Raw genomic sequence first — 20,063 nt, 5'->3', positions numbered from 1 at the left:
GATCCATTACTAACGCTCATTGATCCGCGATGCAATTTCGTTTGATTTTTCGCGTGCGCAAGCGGATAAGCCGGACACATCAAAAATACTGGGAGCCCGAGGCCATGGCCGCCGATAAGAACGCTTTCGTGTGGAATGATCCCTTCCTGATCGAGGACCAGCTTTCCGAGGATGAGCGCATGGTGCGCGACGGCGCAGCCGCCTTCGCCGCCGACAAACTCGCGCCGCGCATCGAGGAAGCCTATGCCGACGAGAAGACCGATCCCTCGATCTTCCGCGAGATGGGCCAGGCGGGTCTGCTCGGCATCACCATCCCGGAGGAATATGGCGGGCTCGGCGCCGGATACGTGACCTATGGGCTGGTGGCGCGCGAGGTCGAACGCATCGATTCCGGCTACCGCTCGATGATGAGCGTGCAGTCGTCGCTGGTCATGTATCCGATCCATGCCTATGGCTCGGAAGTGCAGCGCAAGAAATACCTGCCGAAGCTGGCGTCGGGGGAATGGATCGGCTGCTTCGGCCTGACCGAGCCGGATGCCGGCTCCGACCCGGGCGGCATGAAGACGCGCGCCGAGAAGACCGCCAACGGCTACAAGCTCTCCGGCTCCAAGATGTGGATCTCCAACGCGCCGATCGCCGATGTGTTCGTCGTCTGGGCGAAGCTGAAGGGTGAGAACGGCAAGGACGAGATCCGCGGCTTCGTGCTGGAAAAGGGCATGAAGGGCCTGTCGGCGCCGAAGATCGGCGGCAAGCTCTCGCTGCGCGCCTCGATCACCGGCGAGGTGGTGCTGGAAGGTGTCGAGGTCGGCGAAGAGGCGCTGCTGCCCAACGCCAGGGGTCTTGGCGGCCCGTTCGGCTGCCTCAACCGGGCGCGTTACGGCATCTCCTGGGGCTCGATGGGCGCCGCCGAGGATTGCTGGCACCGGGCGCGGCAATACGGCCTCGACAGAAAACAGTTCGGCAAGCCGCTCGCCGGCACGCAGCTCTTCCAGAAGAAGCTCGCCGACATGCAGACGGAGATCGCGCTTGGACTGCAGGGCTCATTGCGCGTCGGCCGGCTGATGGACGAGGGCAAGATGGCGCCGGAGATGATCTCGATCGTCAAGCGCAACAATTGCGGCAAGGCGCTCGACATCGCCCGCCAGGCCCGCGACATGCATGGCGGCAACGGCATCCAGATCGGCTACCACGTCATGCGCCACGCGCAGAACCTGGAGACGGTGAACACCTATGAGGGCACGCATGACGTGCATGCGCTGATCCTCGGAAGGGCGCAAACCGGCATCCAGGCGTTTTTCTAAGCCGGCAAGGCTGCTTAAATTAGTTGCAGCGCAACATCTCTGCTTGGAGAATGGCCAGCATCTATGTCAGGGTTCGGCGGAGTGAAACGCCGAACTCCGGGGTACCATGGCAATTCTGGCAGCCGTTCATCACCTGACCCACTACAAATATGACCGGCCGGTGGTGCTTGGTCCCCAGGTGATCAGGCTGCAGCCGGCGCCGCATTCGCGCACCAAGGTGCTCAGCCATTCGCTGAAGGTCGAGCCGAAGAACCACTTCGTCAACCTGCAGCAGGATCCCTACGGCAATTTCCTCGCCCGCTTCGTCTTCCCTGAGCCGGTGACCGAACTCAAGATCGAAGTCGACCTAGTCGCCGACATGACGGTCTACAACCCGTTCGATTTCTTCGTTGAGGAGAGCGCCGAGACCTTTCCGTTCGACTATCCGGAAGAAATCAAGGAAGACCTCGCCATCTACCGGACGCCAGAGCCGGCGGGACCCTTGCTGTCGAAATTCCTGGAAAGCATCGACCGCAGCCCGACAAACACCGTCAATTTCCTGGTCGATCTCAATGCTAGGCTGCAGCGCGAGATCGCCTATATCGTGCGCATGGAGACAGGCGTGTTCTCGCCGGAGGAGACGCTTGCCGCTGCCAAGGGCTCGTGCCGGGATTCGAGCTGGCTGCTGGTGCAGATCCTGCGCAATCTCGGCATCGCCGCACGCTTCGTCTCCGGCTATCTGATCCAGCTCAAGCCCGATCTGGTGTCGCTCGATGGGCCGTCCGGAACGTCGGTCGATTTCACCGACCTGCACGCCTGGTGCGAGGTCTATATTCCAGGCGCCGGCTGGATCGGTTTCGATCCGACTTCCGGCCTGCTCACCGGCGAGAGCCATGTGCCGCTGGCAGCGACGCCGCATTATCGCAATGCAGCACCCATCTCCGGCATGGCGAGCTTCGCCAATGTCGATTTTGGCTTCGACATGCGGGTCGACCGCATCGCCGAGCATCCGCGCATCACCAAGCCGTTCTCGGATGAGAGCTGGAAAGCGCTCGATGCTCTTGGCAACAAGGTCGATGCCGTTCTGCGCGAGCAGGACGTGCGGCTCACCATGGGCGGCGAGCCGACCTTCGTGTCGATCGACGATTTCGAATCCGCCGAATGGAACACCGCCGCCGTCGGCCCGACCAAGCGTGACAAGGCGGACCAGCTCATCCGCCGGCTGCGCGAGCGCTTCGCGCCGGGCGGTTTCCTGCATTATGGCCAGGGCAAGTGGTATCCGGGAGAGAGCCTGCCGCGCTGGACCTTCTCGCTCTACTGGCGCACCGACGGCGAGCCGGTGTGGCGCGACCCGTCGCTGATCGCGCGCGAGAATGGCAATGCCGCGATCGGTCCCGAACAGGCCGAAAGCCTGCTCACGGCGATCGCCGGCGAGCTCGGCATCGACAAGGCGATGGTGAGCGAGGCCTATGAAGATCCGGCCGAATGGCTGCTCAAGGAAGGCAAGCTGCCGGACAATGTCGATCCGTCCAATTCGAAGCTGGAAGACCCGGAAGAGCGCAGCCGCATGGCGCGTGTTTTCGAGCGCGGGCTGACCAAGCCGTCGGGTTATGTGCTGCCGGTGCAGCGATGGAACAGCCAGGCCGCTGGCCAGCGCTGGCGCTCGGAGAAATGGAAGACGAGGCGCGGCCGCCTGTTCCTGGTGCCGGGCGACTCCCCGGTCGGCTATCGCCTGCCGCTCGGCACACTGCCTTATGTTCCGCCGGCGCAATTCCCGTATATCGTGCCGGTCGATCCCTCCGTGCCGCGTGGCGCGCTGCCGACGCGCGAGGCCATCTTGCCCCAGCCGTCGCCAGCTGAATTGGAAGGCGCGGACGAAATGGCACGCCGCCAGCAGACCGTGTCTTTCACCGCTGCGAGCGCACAGCAGGACCGCGTCGAGCAGCAACTGACGGAGATCGGCGGCGCGGTGCGCACGGCGCTCACCGTCGAGCCGCGCGACGGCCGGCTCTGCGTATTCATGCCGCCGGTCGAGGCGTTGGAGGACTATCTCGAACTGGTGGCGGCGGCGGAGAACGCGGCGAAGGCCATCGGCCTGCCGGTGCATATCGAAGGCTACGCCCCGCCGCACGATCCGCGCCTCAACGTCATCCGCGTGGCGCCGGATCCCGGCGTCATCGAGGTGAACATCCACCCGGCCGCCAACTGGACCGAATGCGTCGCCACCACTACCGCGATCTACGAGGAAGCACGGCAGTCGCGGCTCGGCACCGACAAGTTCATGATCGATGGCCGCCATACCGGAACCGGCGGCGGCAACCATGTCGTGGTCGGCGGCGCGACGCCCAATGACAGCCCGTTCCTGCGCCGGCCCGACCTGTTGAAGAGCCTGGTGCTGCAATGGCAGCGGCATCCGTCGCTGTCCTATATGTTTTCCGGCCTGTTCATCGGTCCGACCAGCCAGGCGCCGCGCTTCGACGAGGCGCGGCACGATTCACTTTACGAGCTGGAGATCGCGCTGGCGCAGGTGCCTCATCCGGACAAGGGCAATGCACCGTTGCCATGGCTGGTCGACCGGCTATTCCGCAACCTCCTGACCGACGTGACCGGCAATACGCACCGTTCGGAAATCTGCATCGACAAATTGTTCTCGCCGGACGGCCCGACCGGCCGGCTGGGACTGGTCGAATTCCGCGGCTTCGAGATGCCGCCCAATGCGCGCATGAGCCTCGCCCAGCAGTTGCTGGTCCGCGCGATCATCGCCCGCGCCTGGAAGAACCCGCTCGACGGACGCTTCGTGCGCTGGGGCACGTCGCTGCACGACCGCTTCATGCTGCCGCATTTCGTCTGGGCGGATTTTCTCGACGTGCTGGAGGACCTGCAGCTCAACGGCTTCGACTTCCGCCCCGAATGGTTCGCGGCCCAGCTCGAGTTCCGCTTCCCCTTCTGCGGCGAGGTTCAGCATGCCGGCGTGAAGCTGGAGCTCAGGCAGGCGCTGGAGCCCTGGCATGTGATGGGCGAGCAGGGCGCGATCGGCGGCACGGTACGCTTCGTCGATTCCTCGGTCGAGCGGCTGCAGGTGCGGACGGAAGGCCTCAATCCGGAGCGTCACGCCATCGTCTGCAACGGCCGCATCGTGCCGATGAAGGTTACCGACACCAGAGAGGTCGCGGTGGCCGGCGTGCGCTTCAAGGCCTGGCAGCCGGCCTCCGGGCTGCATCCGGCGCTGCCGGTCAACACGCCGCTGGTCTTCGACATCTATGACCGCTGGTCGGGCCGCTCGGTCGGTGGCTGCGTCTATCACGTCGCGCATCCGGGCGGCCGCAACTACGACACCTTCCCGGTCAACGGCAACGAGGCCGAGGCCCGACGCCTCGCCCGCTTCGAGCCACGCGGCCATACGCCGGGCGGCTATGTGCTGCGCGACGAAGAAGCCTCTGAAGAGTTCCCGATGACCCTTGACCTCAGGCGGCCGGCGAGACTCTGATCGACAATGGCCAAGGGGAATCAGAAACGGGCGGGCGGCAGGCCGCGGGCGCAGAGCCTGCTGGAACGCTACCGGCCGATCGAAGGCGTCGTCGACGAGATGGTCGACGCGTCGGGCAGCCCGCGTCCGGCCTGGCGCTCCTTCATCGACGCACTCGACGTTTTGGGGGCGGAGCGGCTTGGGCAGCGTTTTGCCCGGGCCGACCAGTATCTGCGCGACGCCGGCGTCTATTACCGCGTCTATGACAAGGCAGGTGCCAATGAGCGGGAATGGCCGCTCGCCTATGTTCCGCTGCTGATCGATGAGCAGGAATGGGCCGAGATCAGCGCCGGACTGGTCCAGCGCGCCGACCTGTTCGAGGCGATCCTGGCGGACATATACGGGCCGAACCGGCTGATCGAGAAGGGCATCTTGCCGGCCGGGCTGATCGCGGCGAGCCCGGAATATCTGCGCCCCATCGCCGGCGTGAGGCCGGCCAGCGGGCATTTCCTGCACATGGTCGCCTTCGAGCTCGGCCGTGGCCCGGACGGCCGCTGGTGGGTGCTGGGCGACCGCACCCAGGCGCCGTCGGGCGCCGGTTTCGCGCTGGAGAACCGTGTCGCCACGACGCGGGCGCTGTCGGACATCTATGGCGAGATGCATGTGCACCGCCTTGCCGGCTTCTTCCGCCGCTTTCGCGACGCGCTGAACGGCATGGCCAAGGATTCCAGCGGTCGTGTCGCCATCCTGACGCCGGGGCCGCTCAACGAAACCTATTACGAGCATGCCTATATCGCCCGCTATCTCGGCATCATGCTGCTCGAGGGCGAGGACCTGACCGTCTCCGGCGGCAGGCTGATGGTGCGCACCGTTTCCGGCCTGATGCCGATCGGCGTCTTGTGGCGGCGGCTCGATGCGGCCTTTGCCGACCCGCTGGAGCTCAAGCCGGACTCGCAGATCGGCACGCCGGGGCTTGTCGAGGCGATCCGGCGCGGCACGGTGTCAGCCGTCAATGCGCTGGGCTCGGGCCTGATGGAGACGCGGGCGCTGCTGTCCTTCCTGCCCAGGATCGCGCGGGAACTGCAGGCTGACGACCTCAAGCTGCCGAACATCGCCACCTGGTGGTGCGGGCAGGAGAGCGAGCGCGCCCATGTGCTTGCCAATATCGACCGCATGGTGGTCGGCCCGGCGCTGTCGACCAGACTCGCCTTCGAGGATGACGGCGCGACCCGGCTCGGATCATCCCTGTCGGCCGGCGAGCGGGCCGAGCTCGTCGCGCGGATCGAAGCGGATGGCGCCGGTTTCGTCGGCCAGGAAGCGGTGACGCTGTCGACCACACCGGTGTTTGTCGGCGGTTTGCTGGAACCACGACCCGCCAGCCTGCGCGTCTATCTGGCGCGCACGCCGGAAGGCTGGACCGTGATGCCCGGTGGCTTCGCCCGCGTCGGCTTCTCGCTCGACCCGACGGCGATCGCCATGCAGCGCGGCGGCCAGGCCGCGGATGTCTGGGTGGTCAGCGACAGGCCGGTCGAGCGCGAGACGCTGCTGCCGCAGGAACATGAGAGCTTCACCCGCAGCATGCCGGGCAGCCTCCCCAGCCGCGCGGCGGAGAACCTGACCTGGCTAGGACGCTATATCGAGCGCTCGGAAGACACGTTGCGCGTGTTGCGCGCCTATCACGTGCGGCTTGCCGAGACGTCCGATCCGGACATGCCGCTGCTGGCCGATATCAGGGACTATCTCGAGCCGTACGGCATCGACGTCGGAACGGCGATACCGCCGGGGTTGATCGGGACCTTGGACAGCGCGGTCTACAGTGCTGGCCAGATTCGTGACCGCTTCTCGCCCGATGGATGGCTGGCGCTTAAGGATCTGTCGAAGACTGTTCACAAGTTCGCGGAGACGGTAGCGCCCGGAGACGACGCGACGCGGGCGATGACGGTCATGCTGCGCAAGCTCGCCGGCTTTTCCGGCCTGCTGCATGAGAACATGTACCGCTTCACAGGCTGGCGTTTCCTGGAGATCGGCCGCAGGCTGGAACGGGGTATCCAGATCGCCCGCACGCTCAGCCGGCTGACCAGGAAAGGGGCGCCGGAGGGCGCGCTCGACATGATGCTGGAGATCGGCGACAGCGTCATGACCCATCGCCGGCAATATCCGGTGCAGGCCGGGCGGCGCACGGTCATCGACCTGCTGGCGCTCGACCCGCTCAATCCGCGCTCGGTCCTGTTCCAACTCGAGCGGCTGAAAACCGAGATCGGCATGCTGCCTTCGGTCGGCGGCGAGGGGCATATGTCGACGGCCGCCAAGGAAATCCTGCAGCTCAACACTGCAATCGCAGTGAGGGAACCATCGGACATGACGGCGGATGTGCTTGATGATCTCGCGACCGAGATCGGCAATCTCTATAACAGCCTCGCCAAAGCCTATTTTGGTTAGCATGCTGTACGATATCAGGCTTCACCTCAGCTACGACTATGACGCCGCGGCCGGTGGCAGCCGGCATCAGGTGCGGGTGCTGCCGCCGACTATCGCGGGCGTGCAGCGCGTCGTGGTCGCCTCGCTGTCTTTCGTGCCAAACCCATCCGAGCGCACGGATTTTTTCGATTTCTTCGGCAACAACGTCACCGCGATAGCCTTTCGTGATGTCCATGACGGCCTCGACATCAAGATGAGCGCGCGTGTGTCGGTGTCGCGTCCGGAACCCGGCCTTGACGTCTCGCCGGATCTGCAGCAGCTCAAAGAGGAACTCGGCTCGGTCCGCTCCTTGTCGCCATCCGCGCCGCATCATTTCCTCGCCGGCAGCGATCATGTCGGCATCGATGCCGCGATCACGGCCTATGCGCGGGAAAGCCTGGCCGGCTCAACGGTGGCTACGGCGGCCGATCTGTGCAATCGCATCCATCGCGATTTCACCTATGACGGCAAGGCGACGACGGTGCAGACGCGGGCGGGCGACGCCTTCGCGCTGAAGCGCGGCGTCTGCCAGGATTTTTCGCATATCATGATCGCCGGCTTGCGCGGGCTGGGCATCCCCGCCGGCTATGTCAGCGGCTTCCTGCGCACGATCCCGCCCAAGGGAAAGCCGAGGCTCGAGGGCGCCGATGCCATGCATGCCTGGGTCAAGGTTTGGTGCGGCCGCGATGCCGGCTGGCAGGAATTCGACCCGACCAACGGCATGCGGGCGAGCAACGACCATATCACCGTCGGCTATGGCCGCGACTATTCCGATGTGGCGCCGATCGTCGGCGTGCTGAAGACGACGGGCGGGCAGGTCGGCGAGCAGGCGGTCGACGTCATTCCGGTTGCCATGGAAAAGGTGTGACGGCAATCCCGATTGCCCTATAGACGCTTCTCAACTGCGCCTGCCGTCGGTATCCTGGGTATGGGATTGACGGGGGGCGCGCCTGCGTGGGTGTGGTGTGCGGCGACAGGGTTTGGAAGAGGTCAGCATCATCATTGCGGCGCACAATGCCGCTCAGACAATTGCTCGGACGCTCGCTTCGCTGGTCTCGGAAAAGGAGGTCATCGGTGAAGTGCTGGTGGTCGACGATTGTTCCTCCGACGCCACCGCTGCCGTCGCCACGGAGACGGCGTTGCGGTTTGCCTTGCCGATGCGCGTCATCAAATCGAGCTGCCGCGACGCCGGGGGCTCCAGGAATTCGGCTCTGGAGCAGGCCCGTTGTCCCTGGGTCTACATGATCGACGCCGACGACCGTCATCTGGAAGGCGGCCTGCGTACATTGCTGGCCACGGCCACCAAGGCCCAACCCACGGCCGACATGGCGGTCGGCGCCTTCCGTCGGCGGGCCGACGGCGAGGAGCGGTCGACCAAGATGCCGGGCGTCTACACAGCCAGCGGGCTTGCCAATGCCTGCGCCTATCTCGATGGGCGGATACGGTCGATTGCAGTCGGTAGCGCGCTGGTGTCGCGGCGGGTCATTGGCGAAACGAGATTCCCGGTCGGGCTTGCCTATGACGAGGACACGCTGTTTTGGGCGCGCGTCATCGCCAAGGCATCGGTTGCCGTCGTGAGACAACCGATCTTCATCTATTTCGTGTCTGCGGAGCGCTCCGACGATCGTTTCACGGTCAGATCTGCCGGGCGCTTTTTGGAATGGCGCCTGGCGCTGCGCCGGCTCCGGTCCTGCGGCATCGCGGAGCGGTCGCTGAAGGTCAGGGAAGGCCTCGTTGCCTTGAAAATCGCGCGCGTTCATAACGCGCGCGGCGATTTCGCCAAGGCGGCAAGATTCCTCAACGTGGCCGAGGCCGCGCCACCGGCGGGCGCGAACGTCTGGCGTTGCATGCGCTATCGATTGAAGGTGACGCTACGGCGCCGGTTCTCGGCGCCAGCCGCCCAACCGCAACGGGCCTGATGGCCGAGAGGCCCGACCTCACGATTATCTGGCAGCCGGCAATGGATCCTCAAGCCCATGCCGGCCGGTAATACCTTCCACCCATGTTGGTGAAGGAAGGCTGTTGGATAGCGGACGTATCGGTCAGCCGGCAGGGCTGACGCCCTTCTGGAACAAGTCACCGGCGCGCGGCTTTATCTACGGGTCATTTCGCGGAGCCGGCATGTTGCAGCATTTACAAGCGTCATCAGACCGTTTGGCGCGGGACGATGAAACCCGAAGGAACGGCACCAGCAGCTTGGCCGGGAGCACGTCGCTCAACTATGTAACCGATGCCGATCCCGGCATCCGCAGATTGAGGAAAGGCGCGGGATTCTCGTATCTAGGCCCCGATGGCAGAGCCGTCGACGAAACGACTCTTGCCCGCGCCAAGGCGATCGTCATTCCGCCGGCTTGGACGGATGTATGGATCTCGCCCGATCCGGACGGCCATATCCAGGCAACCGGCAGGGACCAGCGTGGCCGCAAGCAATACCGCTACCACCCGCAATGGACCGAGGAACGCGACGGCGTCAAATATTCCAGCCTCGTGGCCTTCGCGGAAAGCCTGCCTGGCCTCAGGCGCCAGATCGATGCCGATCTGCGCCGGCGCGGGCTGCCCCTGGAGCGCGTCGTCGCCTCGGTGGTCTGGCTGCTCGACAACACCATGATCCGCATCGGCAACGCGGCCTATGCGCGCGACAACAAGAGTTTCGGGCTGACCACGCTGCGCGACCGCCATGTCGAGATCAACGGCTCCAGCCTGCGCTTCGCCTTCAAGGGCAAGTCGGGCAAGGAATGGAAGCTGAAGCTGGTCGATCGCCGCATCGCCAAGGTCGTGCGCGGCGCCCAGGATCTGCCTGGGCAGAAGCTGTTCCAGTATCTGGGTGAGGATGGCGACCGGCGGCCGGTGCGTTCGGAGGACGTCAACCGGTACATCCGCGAGGCGTCCGGCGCCGAATTCAGCTCAAAGCATTTCCGCACCTGGGGCGGCACCATCCATGCCGCGTCGCTGTTTGCCGGGACCGAGCTGCCGGAAAGCAAGACGCAACAAAAGCGGGTGATCAACAGCGTCGTCGACAAGGTCGCCGAGCGGTTAGGCAATACCCGTGCCGTCTGCCGCAAATGCTACATCCATCCGCTGGTGTTCGAGGCATGGACCGAGGGACGCCTGCTTGACGAGATGGCCGAAGCCAACAAGCGCAAACGGCTGATACAAGGCCTCGACGAGGAAGAAACGCTGGTGCTCAGATGGCTGCAGGCGCATGGCGCCTGACGGTCAGGCGCGAGGGACAGCCAAGTCCGTGATTACCCGCCGAATTTTTTTATCGACCTTGTGTCGGGAAGGGTCCTAGTGTCGCGTCCTTTGATACGGAAAGGACCTGCCATGCTATATGCCATCCTCTGCTACGCCTCCGAAGACGTCGTCTGCTCCTGGAGCAAGGAACAGGACGACGAGGTCATGGCGAAGATCCTCGACGTGCAGGACAAATACGCCAAGGCCGGCCGGCTCGGGCCCGTGGCGCGCCTTTTGCCGACGACGGCCGCGACGACGCTCAGAAAGGTCAAGGGCGAGGCGGTCGTGCTTGATGGCCCCTTCGCCGAGACCAAGGAACAGTTCCTCGGCTTCTACACGCTCGAATGCCGCGACCTCGACGAGGCCGTCGAATTCGCCCGCGAGCTGTCCGAGGTCAATCCGAGCGGGGGCTCCTATGAGATCCGGCCGGTCTCGGTCTTCAATCCGACAAAGGTCGCGGTATGACGGACCTTGCCTGGATAAGCACGGCGATCAGCAACGCCCGTCCGCAGGCGATGGGCGCGCTGCTGCGCTACTTCCGCGATCTCGACGCCGCGGAAGAGGCTTTCCAGGACGCGTGCCTGAGGGCGCTCAAGAACTGGCCGAAGAACGGGCCGCCGCGCGATCCGGCGGCCTGGCTGATCTTCGTCGGCCGCAACAGCGGCATCGACGCGGTGCGCAAGCGCGCCAAGCAGGCGCCGATGCCGGAAGAGGACCAGATCTCCGATCTGGAGGATGCCGAGGGCGACATGGCCGAGCGGCTGGACGGCGCGCATTACCGCGACGACATCCTGCGGCTTCTGTTCATCTGCTGCCATCCGGATCTGCCGGCGACGCAGCAGATCGCGGTGGCGCTGCGCATCGTCTCCGGCCTCACCGTCAAGCAGATCGCGCGCGCTTTCCTGGTCGGCGAAAGCGCCATGGAGCAGCGCATCACCCGCGCCAAGGCACGCATTGCGGACGCCGGCGTGCCGTTCGAGACGCCGGGCCCGGTCGAACGCTCGGAGCGGCTCGCCGCGGTCGCCGCGATGGTCTATCTGATCTTCAACGAAGGCTATTCGAGCAATGGCGGCGAAGCGCCGGCCCGCGCGCCGCTGTGCGAAGAGGCGATCCGGCTCGCGCGCCTGCTGCTCAGGCTGTTCCAGGCCGAGCCGGAGATCATGGGGCTGACCGCGCTGCTTTTGCTGCAGCACGCACGGGCGCCGGCGCGCTTCGACGAGCATGGCGAGATCATCCTGCTCGAGGATCAGGACCGCTCGCTGTGGAGCCGCAAGATGATCGACGAGGGCCTGGCGCTGGTCGACAAGGCGCTGCGCCATCGCAAGCCCGGCCCCTACCAGGTGCAGGCGGCGATCGCGGCGCTGCATGCGCGGGCGGCGACGGCCGAGGATACCGACTGGACCGAGATCGACCTGCTCTACGGCCTGCTGGAGCAGATGCAGCCGTCGCCGGTGGTGACGCTGAACCGCGCCGTCGCGGTCAGCAAGGTACGCGGCCCGGAAGCCGCGCTTGCCATGATCGAGCCGCTGGAAGAGCGGTTGTCAGGCTATTTCCACTTCTTCGGCCTGAGGGGCGGGCTGCTGATGCAGCTTGGCCGCAACGAGGAGGCGCGCGTCGCCTTCGATCGCGCCATCGCCTTGGCCAACACCGCAGCCGAGGCGGCGCATATCCGCATGCATATCGATCGGCTAATCAAGGAAAGCGCCGAGCGGACTCCCGCCAAAAAAGCGCATTGATCCTCCGGCTTCACCCTCTGGCCCAATTTCGCGATCGGGCCTTGGACCATGCCGGGGTGGCGGTTTTTCACCGAAACGAGTAATGCCACGTCATCAAAGCGCCTAGGCGTTCCTATCGGCACGTCAAGGACATGGCGCATGGCTCCATTCCCACCCTTCGAGGTGGAACCTGAAAGGGACAAAAATGACATTGGCGAAGGAAACGGCTTCACTTCTTGAGAAACTCGGCGTCGCCAAGGAGGCGCTTTCCGGCGGCGACCTCATCGTGCACAGCCCGGTGACGGGCGAGCAGATCGCGGCGCTGAAGCAGATTTCGGCCGCCGATGCCGGCAAGGCCATCGATGCCGCGCACAAGGCTTTCCAGGCCTGGCGCCTGGTGCCGGGCCCGAAGCGCGGCGAACTGGTGCGGCTGCTGGGCGAAGAACTGCGCGCGCATAAGGACGAGCTCGGCCGGCTGGTGTCGATCGAGGTCGGCAAGATCCCGTCCGAGGGTCTCGGCGAAGTCCAGGAGATGATCGACATCTGCGATTTCGCCGTCGGTCTTTCCCGCCAGCTCTATGGCCTCACCATCGCCACCGAACGCCCCGGACATCGCATGATGGAGACATGGCATCCACTCGGCGTCGTCGGCGTCATTTCGGCCTTCAATTTCCCGGTCGCGGTGTGGTCGTGGAATGCGGCGCTCGCCTTCGTCTGCGGCGATGCGGTGGTGTGGAAGCCGGCGGAAAAGACGCCGCTGACCGCGCTTGCCTGCGAGGCGATCTTCAAGCGCGCCGCAAAGCGTTTCGGCGCCGATGCGCCGGCGGGTTTGCTGCAGGTGCTGATCGGCGATCGCGTCGCCGGCGAGGTGCTGGTCGACCATCCGAAGGTGCCGCTGGTCTCGGCCACCGGCTCGACCCGCATGGGCCGCGAGGTCGGTCCTCGGCTCGCCAAGCGCTTTGCCCGCGCGGTGCTCGAGCTTGGCGGCAACAATGCAGGCATCGTGACGCCCACCGCCGATCTCGACATGGCGCTGCGCGCGATCGCCTTCGGCGCCATGGGCACCGCTGGCCAGCGCTGCACGACGCTCAGGCGCCTGTTCGTGCATGACAGCGTCTATGACGCGCTGCTGCCGCGGCTGAAGAAGGCCTATCAGAGCGTCTCGGTCGGCAATCCGCTGGAAGGCAAGGCGCTGGTCGGTCCGCTGATCGACAAAGCGGCCTTCGACAACATGCAGAAGGCGCTCAAGGAGGCCGAGGCGCATGGCGGCAAGGTGACGGGCGGCGCGCGCGTCGAAAACGGTCATCCGGACGCCTATTACGTGCATCCGGCGCTGGTCGAGATGCCCAGCCAAGTCTCGCCGGTGACGGAAGAGACCTTCGCCCCGATCCTCTACGTGATGAAATATTCCGATTTCGACGAAGCGCTCGAATTGCACAATGCCGTGGGCGCCGGCCTGTCGTCGTCGATCTTCACCCGCGACCTGCAGGAATCGGAGCGCTTCCTCGGCGTCGACGGATCGGACTGCGGCATCGCCAACGTCAATATCGGCACCTCGGGCGCCGAGATCGGCGGGGCTTTCGGCGGCGAGAAGGAGACGGGCGGCGGCCGCGAGAGCGGCTCGGACGCCTGGAAGGCCTATATGCGCCGCGCCACCAACACGGTGAATTTTTCCAAGGCGCTGCCGCTCGCGCAGGGCGTGTCCTTCGACATCGATTGAACAAGCGAGCGGTTCGGCTTGGAGAAGCCGAACCGCTCGATATTGCTCCTCAGAAAGCCTTGCCGGTCGCCGGGTCGAACAGGCGCAACGCGTCTTCGTCGAACGCAAACCTGCATCGCTCGCCCTTTGCAACGCGGGCCTGCGGCGGCAGGGTTGCCGTCAGCCTTTGTGCGCCGATCCGGGCGGTGGTGACCTGTTCGGGGCCTGTCAATTCGACGACCTCGATCTCGACCGGCAACGACAGGTCCGTGCCGCTGCCGGGCCCGAGGCGGAGCGCTTCCGGCCTGACGCCGACAATGACCTGGGCCCCGTCACCGGCTGCGCCTGTGAAGCGTGCCGGCAGCGCCAGACGCGCATCCGTGCCGGTGATGGCGAGCTTGCCGCCCTCGACGGTGGCTTCCAGCATGTTCATCGCCGGCGCGCCGACGAAACCGGCCACATAGAGCGTTGCCGGCTGGTTGTAGATCTCTTCCGGGGTGCCCAACTGTTCGATGCGGCCGTCGCGCATGACGGCGATCCGCGTCGCTAGCGTCATCGCCTCGATCTGGTCATGGGTGACGTAGACGACCGTGGTCCTGAGCATCTCATGCAGGCGCTTCAGTTCCGTGCGCATTTCCAGGCGGAGCTTGGCGTCCAGATTGGAGAGCGGCTCGTCGAACAGGAAGACCTGCGGCTTGCGCACCAGCGCCCTGCCGATGGCGACGCGCTGGCGCTGGCCGCCGGACAATTGGCCAGGCTTGCGGTCGAGCAGGGTCTCGATCTGCAGGAGTCTCGCGGTCTCGCGCACGGCCTTGTCGCGCTCGGTGGCGGGAACCTTGCGCATCTCCAGGCCGAAGCCGATGTTGCGGCTGACGGTGAGGTTCGGATAGAGCGCGTAGGATTGGAACACCATGGCGATGTCGCGGTTCTTGGGATGCACGCCAAGCACTGAACGGCCGCCGATCAGCACGTCGCCGCTGGTTGCTTCGGCGAGACCGGCGATGATGTTGAGCAAGGTGGATTTGCCGCAACCCGAGGAGCCGAGCAGCACCAGGAACTCACCATTTTCGAGCGCGATGTCGATGCCTTTCAGCGTCTCGACGCTGCCGTAGTTCTTGCGGACGTCGCGGATCTCAAGCGCGCTCATGGACGGCATCCTCGAATTGGGTCGGCCCGCCATAGTCGCGGGGCAAGGTTGAGATGGCGCGCGAGGCCACGCGGATGGCGGCGGACAGGCACTTTTCAAGGGAGCGTTCCTGTGCCAGGGCGGCCAGGAAGGCGGCGTTGAAGACGTCGCCGGCGCCGATCGTGTCGACGACAGCGACGCGCGGTGCCGGCACTTCGATGAGACCACCATCGGCGCCGATGGCGATCGCGCCGCCCGGTCCGCGTTTGACCACGACGATCGCCCCGTCCTTCATGCCGTTGCGGATCTTGCGCGCGGCCGCTACGGGACTTGCGAGGCCGGCCAATGTCGTCGTCTCGACCTCGTTGAAGAGCGCCAGTTCGCAGCGCGACAGCCAGCCGCGCGCCGCCGCGCAGTTCGCCTCGGTCCAGCCGTCGATCGGCCATCCCGTGTCGAGCGCGACGGCGATGCGGTGCGCTTCGGCCCAGTCGAAGAGCGCGCCATAGTCGCGCGTAAGGTCGTCGGTGAGAAAGGAGCCGCTGAGCAGCGCATAGCCGCCGGCGAGCCGGTTGCCGTCGAGCACCGAAAGCACATCGTCCAGGCTGAACCGAGGCAGGTGGCCGCGCGTGGTGAAGAAGGTGCGCTCGCCATCAGGATGGGTCATGCCGACCGACAATGTCGTGCCTTCAGGACGAACCGGCCATTTCTGCGCGCGGTGCCCGAACGCCTCGCGCAGCCAGCGGCCGAACTGGTCGTCGCCGAGATTGGCGGCGATCTCGAAGTCGATGCCCAGCGCCTGCCAGGCAAGCGCGGTGTTGCCGGCCTGGCCGCCGACGCGCAGGTCGTCATGGTCGACGACGGTCTCGGTGCCGGCCTTCGGCCAGGGCGCGACCGGGCCGACGATCAGGTCGACATTGACGTTGCCGATCACCGCGAGCGGCCGCATCATTCGCTCCTGGTGATCTTGGTGGTGCGCACCGGCGTTCCGGCATTCTCGACGCGGGAATCGGCGAAGGCGATCATCAGGCGTTGCGCCACGGGCAGCATGGCGAAGATCGCCGCCAGTCCGGAGGCGGGTTTGAAGGCCAGGGTCACGGCGCCCGCGACCGGCGGCTTGCCCGAAGCGTCGAACACGATCAGCGGCGCGCCGGTCTCGACGACGGACAGGGCCATCGCGGTGACGAGGTCGGCGGTCGGATCGTTGCCGCGGAAAAGGACGACGCCGATCTTCGGCCCGAGCATTTCCATCGGCCCGTGGCGAAGCTGGCCGCCCTCGAGGGAAAAGCAGGGCAGGCGCGACAGTTCGGTGAAGCCGAGCGCAAGCGCTTCAGCCACGCCTTGAAGCTTGCGGCCGGAGGTGACGATGGTCGCGACCTTGCTCAGCGCGGCCAAGGCTGCATCGATCTCGACCGTTTCGGGCGCCTGGAGCGCCGCGAGCGCGGCGGCGGGGTCTTCGCCAAGCGCTGCGAGGATCGCCAGATGTAGCGCGAAGGTCACTGTCAGGCTGCGGGTCGCGGCAAAGGCAAGCTCGGTGCCGCCGGCGCCGACAAGGCAAGTCACCGTGCGGCCAAGAAACGAGCCGGCCTCCAGCGTCAGCCCGAAGGTGTCAGCCTGCGGAACCGCTTCGGAGAACCAGCGCAGCACCTCGGCGCTCTCGCCAGACTGCGAGGTCACGAGCACCGTCTTGCCGGCAAGCGGCAATGGCTGTCCGAGCTGCTCCGACAGCGGCAGCGCGATGGCGTCGATGCCATGCGCGCGATAGAGCGGCTCGACGGCGCGGGCGACGGCATGCGAGGCGCCCATGCCGAGCAGGACGAGTCGGCCGGTCTTGCTGATGGAGGCGGCGACCTTGGCGGCTGCCTCCCGATTGCCCTCGAAGGAGGCGAGCGCATCCTCATGCTGGCGCGCCATCTCGCGGTCGATCGCAAGCAGGCCGGAGGGACGTGGTTTTTGAGCAGTCATCATTATCCTTTCACGCCGCCGCTGGTGAGGCCCGAGATCAGCGCGCGCTGCATGACGAGGCCGATCAGCACGGGCGGCAAGGCCGCCAGCACGCCGGCGGTGGCGATCAGCCCGTAATCGGAGACGCGGCCGCCGGCGAGATCGGCGATGGCGACGGTTAGCGTCTTTGCCCGCTGATCGGAGGTGAAGAGCAGGGCATAGAAGAACTCGTCCCAGGCGAGCAGCACGGCAAACAGCGCCGATGTCGCGACCACGGGCGCCGCCAGCGGCAAGGTGATGATGCGCCAGGTCTGGAACAGGCCAGCCCCGTCGATCATCGCCGCGGCCTCGATCTCGCGCGGGATGGAATCGAAACCCGATTTCATCAGCCAGGTGGTGAAGGGCGCGAGGATGGTCAGATAGATCAGCGCCAGGCCGAAGACGTTGTTGAGCAGGCCGAGCCAGGACAGACCCATGTAAAGCGGCACGGAGAGCGCCACCGGCGGCAGCATATAGGTGGCGATCACCATCGACAGCGACCAGCCGACCGAAGGCGTGCGCGAGACGGCCCAGCCGGCCGGCACGGCAAGGACGATAGCGGCAAGCGTCGCCATGCCGGCGACTTCCAGGCTGTTGCGCAGCGAGGCGGTAAAGGCAGCACCCGCGCTGTTTTCGGCCGTCGACAGGAGCTGCGCGTAGCGCGAGAAGTCGGCCGCCTGCGGCCACCAGCGCAGCGGCTTGGCGGCGAGGTCGGCCGCCGGCGATATGCTCATGACGAAGAGCCAGGCGAGCGGCGCCAGGATGACGATGGCGAGCAGGATGGCGCAGATATAGACGAAGGCGGTGAAAACCGGGTTCCTGCGTTCCATCAGGTAGCGCTCCCCGCAGTCTTCCTCACCAGCGTCGCATAGGCGAAGGCGAGCACCGTGACGAGCAAGGTGACGATCAGCGCCAGCGATGCGCCGGAGCCGGCGCGCTGGAAGGAGAAGGCTTCCTGGTAGACGAGGATCGACAGCGAGCGCGTGCTGTTGGCCGGACCGCCGCGGGTCATGACCCAGATGATGTCGAAGACCTTGAAGGCCTCGATGGTGCGCAGCACCAGTGCCACCATCAGCGGGCCGGCGAGATAGGGCAGGATGACGAAGCGGAAGCGGTTGAACGGCCCGGCGCCGTCGACAAGTGCTGCGGCGGTGATGTCGCGCGGCACGGCCTGCAGGGCGGCCAGCGCGATCAGCGCGACAAGTGGAAAATTCTTCCAGCAGTCGGCGACGATCAGCGCCGCGAGCGCCGTGCCCGGCTCGCCCAGCCAGGAGCGGTAGTCATCGATGAGGTGGAGTTGCGTCAGCGCCGCGTTCAGCGCGCCATATTCCGGATTGTAGATCAGCCGCCAGAGCGTGGCGTTGACGACGGTGGGCAGCGCCCAGGGCAGGATCATCAGCCCGCGCAGCACGGCGCGGCCGCGGAACTCCTGGTTGAGCAGAAGCGCTGCCAGCACGCCAAGCACCATTTCGGCGGCGACCGAGACGACGGCGAACCAGGTGGTGGTCGAGAGCGTGCGGGTGAAGTTCGAACTCGTCAGCATCTTGGTGTAGTTGTCGAAGCCGACGTAGTTGCCCGCCGTGCCGACCAGCTGGGCGTCGGTGAAGGAAAGCCTGACCGTATCGACCAATGGCCAGCCGATGACGGCGACCATGATCACCAGCAGCGGCAGCATCAACAGCCACGCGCGAGTCGTCATCCAGGTGCCCGACATCAGAGGCGCCTCTTTCCCTTCATCCGGTCAGAAACAGCACAGGCGGCGCTCGTGGATGAGGCCGCCCGCGTCGAGGAATGCCAGATCAGAGGCCGCTGTTTTCGGCGGCGGTCTTGAGCGCGTCTTCCGGCGTCGTCTGGCCAAGCAGCGATTCCTGGATCGCCTGCTGCAGGGCCGTCGACAGCTGCTGGTATTTCGGCGTGGTCGGGCGCGGATACATCGCGGCGAGACCCAGCTTGGCGGCGGCGATCAGCTCTTCCTGGCCCTTGGTGACGCCCGGGTCGTCATAGGACGAGGCCCAGATCGGCAGCGAGAGCTTGGCATACTGGTTCTGCGTCGCCTGCGAGGTCATGAACTCGATGTATTTCCAGGCTTCGTCGGGGTGCTTCGACACCGCCGTGATGCCAAGACCCATCGAGCCGTTGACGGCCGAGACCTCGCTGGTGCCGGCGACGCCGGGCGCCGGCACGACGCCGACCTTGCCGGCGACCTTGGAGTCCTTCGGATCGTTGGCCATGTTGTACATGTAGGTCCAGTTCAGCGCGAAGGCCGCGTCGCCGTTCTCGAACACCTTGCGGACGTCCTCTTCCAGGAATTCCTTGGAGTTCGGATTGGTGAGGCCCGATTTGTAGCTGTCGACCATGTATTTCAGCGCCGATAAGCCACCGCCATTCTGGAAGTCGGGCTTGCCGTCCTTTAGGAAGTCGCCGCCATAGGCGCTGACCAGCGTGGTGTAGTCGCAGACAGCGGCTTCAGCCTGTGACCAGCTCCAGGCGATCGGCGTCTTCAGCAGCCCCTTGTCCTGGATGATCTTGGCCTGCTGGCCGAGCTCTTCCCAGGTCTTCGGCGGCGCCTTGATGCCGGCCTTTTCCAGGATTTCCTTGTTGTAGAACAGGTATTTGGTGTCGAGGATCCACGGCATGCCATAGTACTTGCCGTCATATTGCACGGTGGTCCAGGCGCCGGGCAGCACGCCCTTCTTCATGTCGTCGGTGATCTTCGAGGATACGTCGACCAGCACCTTGTTGGTCGCGTATTCGGCCGGCCAGATCACGTCGAACAGCACCACGTCATAGCCACCGCCCGAGCCTTGGGCGAGCACGGTCTTGTCGTGCAGGCCTTCATAGGGAACGAATTCGAGGTTCACCTTGATGTCGGGGTTGGCCTTGGTGAAGGCCTCCGTCATCGAGCGCACGTCGGCCTCGCTATAGGCGGCCTGCGCCATGAAGAGGGCGTTCAAGGTGGTCTCGGCGAAGGCGTGGGGGACGAACAGCCCGCCGACGAACACCGCGCCCAGAAGTGTCTTACCGATCGATTTCAGCATTTGTCTTTCTCCCATTTCGACAGCTGCAAGTCGGCGGCGAAGCTTATGCCGCCGCTTTCTCGAATTGC

At 65.5% G+C, this 20,063-nt stretch carries 15 protein-coding genes; 9 read left to right on the top strand and 6 right to left on the bottom strand.

Features of this window, described 5'->3' with window-relative positions:
• The first annotated feature begins 104 nt into the window (after nt 1-104).
• From EJ068_RS06800 to EJ068_RS06760, 9 genes are all read left to right on the top strand, one after another.
• On the top strand, nt 105-1,301 hold the full coding sequence (locus tag EJ068_RS06800) for an acyl-CoA dehydrogenase (RefSeq protein WP_127251396.1): 1,197 nt from the start codon (nt 105-107) through the stop codon (nt 1,299-1,301).
• Nucleotides 1,302-1,407: 106 nt separating this feature from the next.
• Complete coding sequence (locus tag EJ068_RS06795; RefSeq protein WP_127251395.1) at nt 1,408-4,767, top strand: transglutaminase family protein; 3,360 nt, start codon at nt 1,408-1,410, stop codon at nt 4,765-4,767.
• Between the two features lie 6 nt (nt 4,768-4,773).
• The gene (locus EJ068_RS06790) at nt 4,774-7,185 is read left to right on the top strand and encodes a circularly permuted type 2 ATP-grasp protein (RefSeq protein WP_127251394.1); all 2,412 of its coding nucleotides are present in this window, start codon (nt 4,774-4,776) and stop codon (nt 7,183-7,185) included.
• 1 nt (nt 7,186) lies between these two features.
• Nucleotides 7,187-8,071: a transglutaminase family protein gene (locus EJ068_RS06785; protein ID WP_127251393.1), complete on the top strand. Its 885-nt coding sequence runs from the start codon at nt 7,187-7,189 to the stop codon at nt 8,069-8,071.
• A gap of 97 nt (nt 8,072-8,168) precedes the next feature.
• The gene (locus EJ068_RS06780) at nt 8,169-9,122 is read left to right on the top strand and encodes a glycosyltransferase family 2 protein (RefSeq protein WP_245463358.1); all 954 of its coding nucleotides are present in this window, start codon (nt 8,169-8,171) and stop codon (nt 9,120-9,122) included.
• Between the two features lie 277 nt (nt 9,123-9,399).
• A complete protein-coding gene (locus tag EJ068_RS06775; RefSeq protein WP_348527555.1) occupies nt 9,400-10,416 on the top strand; it encodes a DNA topoisomerase IB in 1,017 nt (338 codons plus the stop codon).
• A 111-nt stretch (nt 10,417-10,527) separates the two neighbouring features.
• A complete protein-coding gene (locus EJ068_RS06770; protein ID WP_042640414.1) occupies nt 10,528-10,902 on the top strand; it encodes a YciI family protein in 375 nt (124 codons plus the stop codon).
• The gene (locus tag EJ068_RS06765) at nt 10,899-12,173 is read left to right on the top strand and encodes an RNA polymerase sigma factor (protein ID WP_127251391.1); all 1,275 of its coding nucleotides are present in this window, start codon (nt 10,899-10,901) and stop codon (nt 12,171-12,173) included. The genes EJ068_RS06770 and EJ068_RS06765 overlap by 4 nt, the downstream gene beginning before the upstream one ends.
• A gap of 184 nt (nt 12,174-12,357) precedes the next feature.
• Nucleotides 12,358-13,872 carry an aldehyde dehydrogenase family protein gene (locus EJ068_RS06760; RefSeq protein ID WP_127251390.1) on the top strand — a complete coding sequence of 505 codons (1,515 nt, stop codon included), beginning with the start codon at nt 12,358-12,360 and terminating at the stop codon, nt 13,870-13,872.
• Between the two features lie 49 nt (nt 13,873-13,921).
• On the opposite strand, the gene ugpC is transcribed toward EJ068_RS06760, so the two are convergent.
• From ugpC to EJ068_RS06730, 6 genes are all read right to left on the bottom strand, one after another.
• Complete coding sequence (ugpC, locus tag EJ068_RS06755; RefSeq protein WP_127251389.1) at nt 13,922-14,998, bottom strand: sn-glycerol-3-phosphate ABC transporter ATP-binding protein UgpC; 1,077 nt, start codon at nt 14,996-14,998, stop codon at nt 13,922-13,924.
• Complete coding sequence (locus EJ068_RS06750) at nt 14,985-15,923, bottom strand: PfkB family carbohydrate kinase (RefSeq protein WP_127251388.1); 939 nt, start codon at nt 15,921-15,923, stop codon at nt 14,985-14,987. The genes ugpC and EJ068_RS06750 overlap by 14 nt, the downstream gene beginning before the upstream one ends.
• Nucleotides 15,923-16,939 (bottom strand): SIS domain-containing protein, encoded by a 1,017-nt coding sequence (locus tag EJ068_RS06745; protein WP_127251387.1) that lies wholly within the window; start codon nt 16,937-16,939, stop codon nt 15,923-15,925. The genes EJ068_RS06750 and EJ068_RS06745 overlap by 1 nt, the downstream gene beginning before the upstream one ends.
• Before the next feature lie 2 nt (nt 16,940-16,941).
• Nucleotides 16,942-17,787, bottom strand: a complete 846-nt coding sequence (locus EJ068_RS06740; protein ID WP_127251386.1) for a carbohydrate ABC transporter permease — start codon at nt 17,785-17,787, stop codon at nt 16,942-16,944.
• Nucleotides 17,787-18,671 (bottom strand): sugar ABC transporter permease, encoded by an 885-nt coding sequence (locus EJ068_RS06735; RefSeq protein ID WP_127251385.1) that lies wholly within the window; start codon nt 18,669-18,671, stop codon nt 17,787-17,789. The genes EJ068_RS06740 and EJ068_RS06735 overlap by 1 nt, the downstream gene beginning before the upstream one ends.
• An 85-nt stretch (nt 18,672-18,756) precedes the next feature.
• Nucleotides 18,757-19,995, bottom strand: coding sequence for an extracellular solute-binding protein (locus EJ068_RS06730; RefSeq protein WP_127251384.1), 1,239 nt, complete (start codon nt 19,993-19,995; stop codon nt 18,757-18,759).
• Nucleotides 19,996-20,063: the final 68 nt, after the last annotated feature.

The sequence above is a fragment of the Mesorhizobium sp. M2A.F.Ca.ET.043.02.1.1 genome, from assembly GCF_003952405.1.
Lineage (GTDB): Bacteria > Pseudomonadota > Alphaproteobacteria > Rhizobiales > Rhizobiaceae > Mesorhizobium.
This window is presented reverse-complemented; position numbering and strand designations above follow the sequence as displayed.

Bases quoted from the DNA above. Each gene is read 5' to 3' on its own strand.
- EJ068_RS06795 (WP_127251395.1), top strand. From the start codon at position 1,408: ATGGCAATTCTGGCAGCCGTTCATCACCTGACCCACTACAAATATGAC.
- EJ068_RS06790 (WP_127251394.1), top strand. From the start codon at position 4,774: ATGGCCAAGGGGAATCAGAAACGGGCGGGCGGCAGGCCGCGGGCGCAG.
- EJ068_RS06745 (WP_127251387.1), bottom strand. From the start codon at position 16,939: ATGACTGCTCAAAAACCACGTCCCTCCGGCCTGCTTGCGATCGACCGC.
- EJ068_RS06800 (WP_127251396.1), top strand. From the start codon at position 105: ATGGCCGCCGATAAGAACGCTTTCGTGTGGAATGATCCCTTCCTGATC.
- ugpC (WP_127251389.1), bottom strand. From the start codon at position 14,998: ATGAGCGCGCTTGAGATCCGCGACGTCCGCAAGAACTACGGCAGCGTC.
- EJ068_RS06785 (WP_127251393.1), top strand. From the start codon at position 7,187: ATGCTGTACGATATCAGGCTTCACCTCAGCTACGACTATGACGCCGCG.
- EJ068_RS06770 (WP_042640414.1), top strand. From the start codon at position 10,528: ATGCTATATGCCATCCTCTGCTACGCCTCCGAAGACGTCGTCTGCTCC.
- EJ068_RS06765 (WP_127251391.1), top strand. From the start codon at position 10,899: ATGACGGACCTTGCCTGGATAAGCACGGCGATCAGCAACGCCCGTCCG.
- EJ068_RS06735 (WP_127251385.1), bottom strand. From the start codon at position 18,671: ATGTCGGGCACCTGGATGACGACTCGCGCGTGGCTGTTGATGCTGCCG.
- EJ068_RS06760 (WP_127251390.1), top strand. From the start codon at position 12,358: ATGACATTGGCGAAGGAAACGGCTTCACTTCTTGAGAAACTCGGCGTC.
- EJ068_RS06750 (WP_127251388.1), bottom strand. From the start codon at position 15,923: ATGCGGCCGCTCGCGGTGATCGGCAACGTCAATGTCGACCTGATCGTC.
- EJ068_RS06730 (WP_127251384.1), bottom strand. From the start codon at position 19,995: ATGCTGAAATCGATCGGTAAGACACTTCTGGGCGCGGTGTTCGTCGGC.
- EJ068_RS06740 (WP_127251386.1), bottom strand. From the start codon at position 17,787: ATGGAACGCAGGAACCCGGTTTTCACCGCCTTCGTCTATATCTGCGCC.